We start from the raw sequence: 7,340 nt of genomic DNA on the forward strand, positions 1-7,340 counted from the left end.
GGACCACGTGATGGCGGCGCGCCCCGCGAGGGTGGTTTCCGTGGGGGCGATCGTCGTGAGGGCGGTGGCTTCCGTGGTGGTGACCGCGAGGGTGGTTTCCGTGGCGGCGATCGTCGTGAGGGCGGTGGCTTCCGTGGTGGTGACCGTGAGGGCGGCTTCCGGGGCAATGACCGCCGCGAGGGTGGCGCTCCCCGTACGGGCGGCTTCCGCGGTGGCGACCGCGACGGCGGCTACCGGGGCGGTGACCGGGCGGGTGCTTCCCGCTCCGACGAGCGGCCGCGCCGCGAGGGCGAGTTCCGCCGCGACGACCGCGCTGGTGGCGCCGAGTCGTTCGAGGGCGGCCGTAACTCTGCCCCGGCTCTGCCGGACGACATCGTCGCGACCGACCTCGACAAGGACGTTCGCGCTGAGCTGCTCTCGCTGAACAAGCCGGTCGCCGAGACGGTGGCTCGGCACCTGGTCGCAACCGGTCAGCTGATCGACGAGGACCCGGCGGAGGCGTTGGCGCACGCGCTGGCCGCGCGCCGGCTCGCGTCGCGCATCTCCGCCGTCCGCGAGGCTGTCGGCCTGGCCGCGTACCACGCGGGGGAGTGGCAGACGGCGATCGCCGAGCTGCGCACGTACCACCGGATGAGCGGGCTGCAGAGCCACCTGGCGGTGCTCGCGGACTGTGAGCGGGCTTTGGGCCGGCCGGAGCGGGCCATCGACCTGTTCCGTGGTGCCGACCGGGAGAAGCTGGACCAGGCCGTGGCGATCGAGCTGTTGATCGTCGCCGCCGGCGCGCGGGGGGACCTCGGGCAGAAGGACGCGGCGGTCGCGATGCTCCAGGTCCCGGACCTCACCAGTGAGGCCACGGTGCCGTGGACGGCCCGGCTGCGGTACGCGTACGCCGACGCGCTGCTCGCCGTGGGCCGGCGCGAGGAGGCCCGCGAGTGGTTCTCCCGTGCTGCCGACGTCGACACCGAGGGTGAGACCGATGCCGCCGAGCGGCTGCTGGAGCTCGACGGTGTCGTCATCGAGGGCGACGAGGAGGACGAGGCCGCGGAGGAGATCGCCGCAGGCCCGGGTGCTCCCGGAGCGGTCCCGGCCCGACCCGACGCCGACCTGACCGGCGACGAAGACGACGACGACGAAGACGACGACGAAGACGAAGACTTCGACGACGACGAGCAGGACGATGTCGTCGGTCGCTCCGGCGATGACGAGGGCTTCGACGACGAGGACGAGGATCGTCACCCGGACGAGGCCGTGCGCAACGCCGCTGCGGACACCGACTCCGACGGCACGGCGACGTCCGACGACGCGGTCGACGCCGAGCGGACCGTGCCGGCCGGGGACGACGAGTTGGGGCCGACGCAGCGATGAGTGCGGACGTCGGGGAGCGGCTGGTCGACGGGTACACCCTGGTCGTCTTTGACCTGGACGGTGTGATCTACCTGATCGACCGGCCGATTCCCGGCGCCGTCGAGGCAGTGGCCCGGCTGCACGACGAGAACGTGGCGGTGGCGTACGCCACCAACAACGCGTCGCGTCGGTCCAGCGAGGTCGCGGCCCTGCTGACGGGAATGGGTGTGCCGGCGCGACCGGAGGAGGTACTCACCTCCGCCGCGGCGTCGGCCGAGGTGCTGCGCGACCGGCTCCCCGCTGGCGCGCCGGTCCTGGTGGTCGGCGCGGAGGCCCTGCGCGCGGAGTTGCGCGCGGTCGGACTGACCCCGGTCACCAAGGCCGACGAGAATCCGGCCGCTGTGGTGCAGGGGTACGGCCCGCAGGTGGGTTGGGCGGAGCTGGCCGAGGCCTCGGTGGCGGTGCGGGCTGGTGCTCTCTGGATCGCCACCAACACCGACCGTACGCTGCCCAGTGGACGGGGCCCGTTGCCGGGCAACGGTTCGCTGGTGGCCGTGTTGCGCACGGCGCTGGAACGGGACCCCGACGTGGTGGTCGGCAAGCCGGAGTCGGCGCTGTTCGAGACGGCAGCTCGGCGCGGGGGCGCTGGCCGGAGCCTGGTGGTGGGTGACCGGTTGGACACTGACATCGAGGGTGCGCGCCGCGCCGGCCTGGACAGCCTGCTGGTGCTCACCGGTGTCCATGGCGTACCGGATCTGCTGGCCGCGGAGCCGCGTCGGAGGCCCACGTACGTCGCGAGGGACCTGGCGGGGCTCTTCGACCCGGCTGCCGTCGTGCGGGTCCCGGGCCCGGCGGACGCCGGCGGCTGGTCGGTGACCGACCGCGACGGTGCGCTGGAGTTGGCGGGGTCGGGTCGGCCGTTGGACGCGGTGGCGGCGCTCTGTGCGGTGGCCTGGTCGGCATCGGAGCCGGCGCTGCCGAAGATCCGCCCGATCGGCCCGGACGCGGCGCACGCGGTGGAGAGCTTCGGTCTCAGCGCCACCGCCTGACCTCTGGCCGGGTCAGCGCGGCGTTCGTCAGAGCAGTTTGCGCAGCTTCATCAGGTCGAACGGGTTCGCCTTGATCGACACCCGGCGGGAGGTCACCGCCCTGGTGACGTCGAGGTCGCCGCGGACCAGGGCGAGCAGGTCATCGCTGGACGTGCTCAGTGCGATCTTGGCTTTGGGGTCGTCGCCGTCGGTGAGCTCGACCAGCCGTCCGCCGGTGATGCGGCCGTGGAACGCGGCGTCCAGGTCGGTGATCCGGCAGGCCAGCGTCCGGTCCAGATCGATCCGTTCGCGCACCGTCTCCGCGTTGCGGTCCAGCCGGGCGGCCAGCTCCTGCAACGCCTGCCGGCACTCGTCCACGCTGGCCACATGTCCCCCTTGCTGATCGCCACGCCGTCCTCGGCACCGTACCGCACGGCACAGTCCGGGGTGCCCGGTAGCGTGACACCTGCACACCCCGCCCCGTGGAAGGACTCAGGCATGCAGGACGCGTGGCGCGCCTACTTCGAACTGGCCATGGGCCTCACGGAGGCGCCCCGGAAGAAGGCCCAGGACGTGGCACGTCGCCTCGTCGGCTCCGGTGGCGCGACCGCCGTCCAACTCCAGGCGCTCGGCGAGGAACTGGTCACCACCGGCGCAGCCAACCGGGAGGCGCTGACCAAGCTGGTCCGCTTCGAGGTCGACCGTGCTCTCGGGGCGGTCGGCCTGGCAACCGCCGATGAGGTGGCCGAGCTGACCCGGCGCGTGCACGACCTGGAACGGCAGCTGCGCGAGGCGCGCGCCTCCGAGCCGGCGAACACGCCGACCGCCAGCCCGTCGGAGCGACCGGACCCGACCCGCGCCGCGCGGCCGGGAGACCGTCTGGTGCCGTCCGACGGCCCTGCGGGTGCCCCGGTCTCCGCTCATGCGCCCGACAAGCCGGCGGCCGAGCAGTCGGCGGCCGTGCAGCCGGTGGCGAAGAAGGCCGTGGCCAAGAAGGCGGTCGCCAAGAAGGCCATCGCGAAGAAGCCGCCGGCGACGATCAGCCGCACCGACGACGAGGCCCCGACCCCGGCGGCCATGCCCGCCAAGAAGGCGGTCCGTAAGCAGCCACCGGGCGCCACCGAATGAGCCAGCCCCACCCGCCGACCGGCGGGACGTTCCCGCCCCGGCCCGGCCCGCCGGCCGGTGGCGCCCCGCCCCGACCTGGGCCACCCGCCGGCGGCTCGTTCCCGCCCCGGCCGGGTCCTCCGGCCGGTGCCCGCCCCGGTCCGCCGCCGGATCTCGGGGACGAGCCGGCGCGGCACCCGGCGGTGGACGCCGCCGTGCAGGCCATGGCCAACGCCGCGATGCTCGCCCCGGCCGACCAGATCGCGCAGTACGAGGCGGCCTACGAGACGCTGCGGGAAACCCTCGCCACCATCGACCAGACCTGAGCGGCACGACCAGGCCTGAAGCAGACCGGAGAACCACCCATGGCACGTCGTAACCGGTTGGACGCCGAACTCGTCCGGCGCGGTCTGGCCCGCTCCCGGGAGCAGGCCGCCGGGCTGGTGGAGGCCGGCCGGGTCCAGCTGCGCGGGGTGGTCGCGCGCAAGGCCGCCGCGATGGTCGACCCCGCCGATCCGCTGCTGGTGACAGGCGAGGACCCGGCCGAGGAGTACGTCTCCCGAGGCGGGCACAAGCTGGCCGGCGCGCTGGCCGCGTTCGGTGCCGGTGGGCTACGGGTCGCCGGCCGGCGCTGCCTGGACGCCGGCGCCTCGACCGGTGGCTTCACCGACGTGCTGTTGCGCGCCGACGCCGCCGAGGTGGTGGCCGTGGACGTCGGCTACGGGCAGCTCGCCTGGTCGCTGCGCACCGACGAGCGGGTCCGCGTCCTGGAACGCACGAATGTTCGTACCCTCACACCGGACACGATCGGTGGGCCTGTCGACCTCACGGTGGCCGACCTGTCGTTCATCTCGCTGCGGTTGGTGCTGCCGGCGTTGGCCGGCTGCACCCGCGACAACGGTGACCTGGCGTTGATGGTGAAGCCGCAGTTCGAGGTGGGCAAGGAACGGGTCGGCGCCGGTGGTGTGGTCCGTGATCCGGAGCTGCGTGCCGAAGCGGTCCTGGACGTGGCTGCCGCGGCGGCCACGCTCGGCCTCGGTCTGGCCGACGTGGCGGCCAGCCCTCTGCCCGGGCCGAGCGGCAATGTGGAGTTCTTCGTATGGTTGCGCCGGGGCGCACCGCCGGCCGACCCGCAGCGGGTGCGGGCCGTGGTGGCGGCCGGGCCGGACGGCCCGACAGCGGCCGGCGACGTGCCGGACGTGACGGCGGCGGCGGAGGAGGTCGCAGGGTGAACGCGCGCAGCGAGGGCGCCGCGACGACACGCGGTTGGAGTGGGGCGACGGTGGTGCGACGCCACCCGGTCCAGGACGGGCGGGCGAGCCGATGAGCCGGACCGCTCTACTGGTGACCCACACCGGCCGTCGCCGCAGCACGGAGCACGCCCGGTCGGTCGCGGCCGACCTGATCGACGCGGGTTTCGAGGTACGGGTGGTCGCCGACGAGGCCGAGGACCTCGACCTGCCCGGTGTGGTGCCGGTCTCCGGCCAGAAGGCCGCCGAGGGCGCCGAGATCGTCTTCGCGCTCGGCGGGGACGGCACCTTCCTGCGCGCCGCCGAGTTGGCCCGCCCGGCGAAGGCGCCGCTGCTCGGCATCAACCTCGGCAAGGTGGGTTTCCTGGCCGAGGCGGAGATCGACGATCTGGACGTCGCGGTGCGTGACGTCGTCAGTCGCAACTACACGGTCGACGAGCGGCTCACCCTGGACGTCACCGCCGAGTTCGACGGTGGGCCGACCATCGAGTCCTGGGCGCTCAACGAGATCAGCATCGAGAAGGGCGAGCGGGCGCAGATGCTCGAACTGCTCGTCGACGTGGACGGGCGGCCGCTGTCCCGCTACGGCTGCGACGGTGTCGTCTGCGCCACCCCGACGGGCTCCACCGCGTACGCGTTCTCCGGCGGCGGCCCGGTGGTCTGGCCGGAGGTGGAGGCGCTGCTGCTGGTGCCGATCAGCGCGCACGCGTTGTTCAGCCGCCCGCTGGTCACGGCGCCGACGTCCACCTTCGTGATCACCGTCGACCCGTTCACCACCCTGGCCGTGCTCTCCTGCGATGGGCGTCGGGTCTACGACCTGCCGCCGGGCGCCCGGGTGACGGTGCGTCGGGGTGCCCTGCCGGTGCGCATCGTGCGGCTGCGGCCCCGACCGTTCACCGACCGGCTGGTCGCCAAGTTCGGCCTGCCCGTGCACGGCTGGCGCGGCAGCCGCCGGTGACAGCTTGCTGTGCGCGGTCGGCGCGGCAGCCGCCGGTGACCGTGACGCACACCGTCGGTGGACGGTAGTTGTCCACCTGACGACATGTCGCCGCTGCGGCGGCTGGTGACTAGTGACCTGGTGACAGGCTCCGACGCAGACTCCGATCGGCCCTCATCTACGGATGGTGGGCCTGGAGGAGTAGAGGAGCACATCGCATGCACTGGTCCCCACGCTGGCTCGCCGTCGGCGCGGTCGGCGCGTTGGTGGTCGGCCTCGCCGCACCGGCGTCCGCCGACCCGCCCGCCCGGCCCACCGGCCCGACATCGGGCACGCCCACCCCGGGCGCCGCGCCCGTCCGTATCACGCTGATCACCGGTGACCAGGTCGACCTGGCACCGGCGGCGCCTGGTCGGGTCGCCGCCACCGTCCGCCCGGGACCCGGGCGCGAACGGATCTTCTTCCAGACCACGCAGGTCGACGGCACGCTGCGGGTGCTTCCCAGCGACGCTCTGCCCTACGTGACCAGCGGGGTCCTCGACGCCAACCTGTTCGACGTGCAGGAGTTGGCGGCCGACGGCTACGGCGACACCGCGCGGGGCAACCTGCCGCTGATCGTGCGCTACCAGGAGCCGGCCGCCGGCCGGGTGCGACCCCTCGCCGGCGCCACCGATGCCCGCCCCCTGGAGAGCATCAACGGTGCGGCGCTGCGGGTCGGCAAGGGTGACCTCGGCGGCCTGTGGAGTTCGCTCGCCGGTACGCCGACCACCCGGACCACGGCCGCCGCGCCCCGGCTGGGCGGCGGCATCGCCCGGATCTGGCTGGACGGGAAGGTCCGCCCGACGCTGGAGCACAGCGTGCCGCAGATCGGCGCGCCGACGGCCTGGGCGGCCGGCCGGGACGGCAGCGGTGTGAAGGTGGCGGTGCTCGACACCGGCGTCGACGCCACCCACCCCGATCTGGCCGGGCGGATCGCCGAGGCGCAGGACTTCTCCGGCAGCGGTAGCGCCCGCGACGGGCACGGCCACGGCACCCACGTGGCGGCCACCATCGCCGGCAGCGGGGCGGCGTCCGACGGCTTGCGCAAGGGCGTCGCGCCCGGCGCGCAGCTGCTGGTCGGCAAGGTGCTCGACGACGGTGGTTCCGGCTATGACTCGTCCATCATCGCCGGCATGGAGTGGGCCGCCCACTCCGGCGCGAAGGTCGTCAGCATGAGCCTCGGCGGCGACCCGACCGACGGCACCGACCCGATGAGCCAGGCGGTCAACGACCTGACCGCCGAGACCGGCGCGCTGTTCGTGGTCGCTGCCGGCAACTCGGGTGCTGCGCGTACCGTCGGCGCGCCGGGCGCGGCCGCGGCGGCGCTCACCGTCGGCGCGGTGGACCGCGACGACAACCTCGCCGACTTCTCCAGCCGCGGGCCGCGGCTCGGCGACAACGGCCTCAAGCCGGAGATCACCGCGCCGGGCGTCGGCATCATCGCCGCGCGAGCCGCCGGCACCACAATGGGTACGCCGGTGGGCGACGCCTACACGGCCGCGTCCGGCACCTCGATGGCCACCCCGCACGTGGCCGGCGCCGCGGCCGTGGCCTCGGGCTGTCCAGTTTCGTGTCGGCTGGTAACCGGGCCGACGTCTCCGGCAACGACCTCCTCCAGTACTGGCAGGACGACCC

General features: G+C 74.0%; 7 protein-coding genes and 2 pseudogenes. 8 read left to right on the forward strand and 1 reads right to left on the reverse strand.

What is annotated here, in order from left to right; genetic code table 11:
- Positions 1–444 precede the first annotated feature (444 nt).
- Both ACWCO3_RS28660 and ACWCO3_RS28665 read left to right on the forward strand, forming a co-directional pair.
- Positions 445–1,365 (forward strand): Replicase polyprotein 1ab, encoded by a 921-nt coding sequence (locus tag ACWCO3_RS28660; RefSeq protein WP_450013013.1) that lies wholly within the window; start codon positions 445–447, stop codon positions 1,363–1,365.
- Entirely contained in the window at positions 1,362–2,393 is a 1,032-nt protein-coding gene (locus ACWCO3_RS28665; protein WP_145783551.1) for an HAD-IIA family hydrolase, read from the forward strand. Before ACWCO3_RS28660 ends, ACWCO3_RS28665 begins: the two co-directional genes overlap by 4 nt.
- Positions 2,394–2,420: 27 nt before the next feature.
- Here the strand turns inward: ACWCO3_RS28665 and ACWCO3_RS28670 are convergent, their stop codons facing one another.
- Positions 2,421–2,759, reverse strand: coding sequence for an SCP2 sterol-binding domain-containing protein (locus ACWCO3_RS28670; RefSeq protein ID WP_357936862.1), 339 nt, complete (start codon positions 2,757–2,759; stop codon positions 2,421–2,423).
- A 111-nt stretch (positions 2,760–2,870) separates the two neighbouring features.
- Here ACWCO3_RS28670 and ACWCO3_RS28675 point away from each other — a divergent pair, with 111 nt between their 5' ends.
- From ACWCO3_RS28675 to ACWCO3_RS28700, 6 genes and pseudogenes are all read left to right on the forward strand, one after another.
- A complete protein-coding gene (locus ACWCO3_RS28675) occupies positions 2,871–3,500 on the forward strand; it encodes a hypothetical protein (RefSeq protein WP_450013008.1) in 630 nt (209 codons plus the stop codon).
- The gene (locus ACWCO3_RS28680) at positions 3,497–3,805 is read left to right on the forward strand and encodes a hypothetical protein (protein WP_145783545.1); all 309 of its coding nucleotides are present in this window, start codon (positions 3,497–3,499) and stop codon (positions 3,803–3,805) included. Before ACWCO3_RS28675 ends, ACWCO3_RS28680 begins: the two co-directional genes overlap by 4 nt.
- 39 nt (positions 3,806–3,844) lie before the next feature.
- Entirely contained in the window at positions 3,845–4,711 is an 867-nt protein-coding gene (locus ACWCO3_RS28685) for a TlyA family RNA methyltransferase (RefSeq protein ID WP_450013011.1), read from the forward strand.
- A gap of 91 nt (positions 4,712–4,802) precedes the next feature.
- Positions 4,803–5,687: an NAD kinase gene (locus tag ACWCO3_RS28690; protein ID WP_145783541.1), complete on the forward strand. Its 885-nt coding sequence runs from the start codon at positions 4,803–4,805 to the stop codon at positions 5,685–5,687.
- Between the two features lie 197 nt (positions 5,688–5,884).
- Positions 5,885–7,198: pseudogene (locus ACWCO3_RS28695) on the forward strand (S8 family serine peptidase); the annotation flags it as partial.
- A 53-nt stretch (positions 7,199–7,251) separates the two neighbouring features.
- Positions 7,252–7,340, forward strand: a pseudogene (locus ACWCO3_RS28700) (hypothetical protein); the annotation flags it as partial.

Source organism: Micromonospora sp. NPDC002411, from assembly GCF_053592955.1.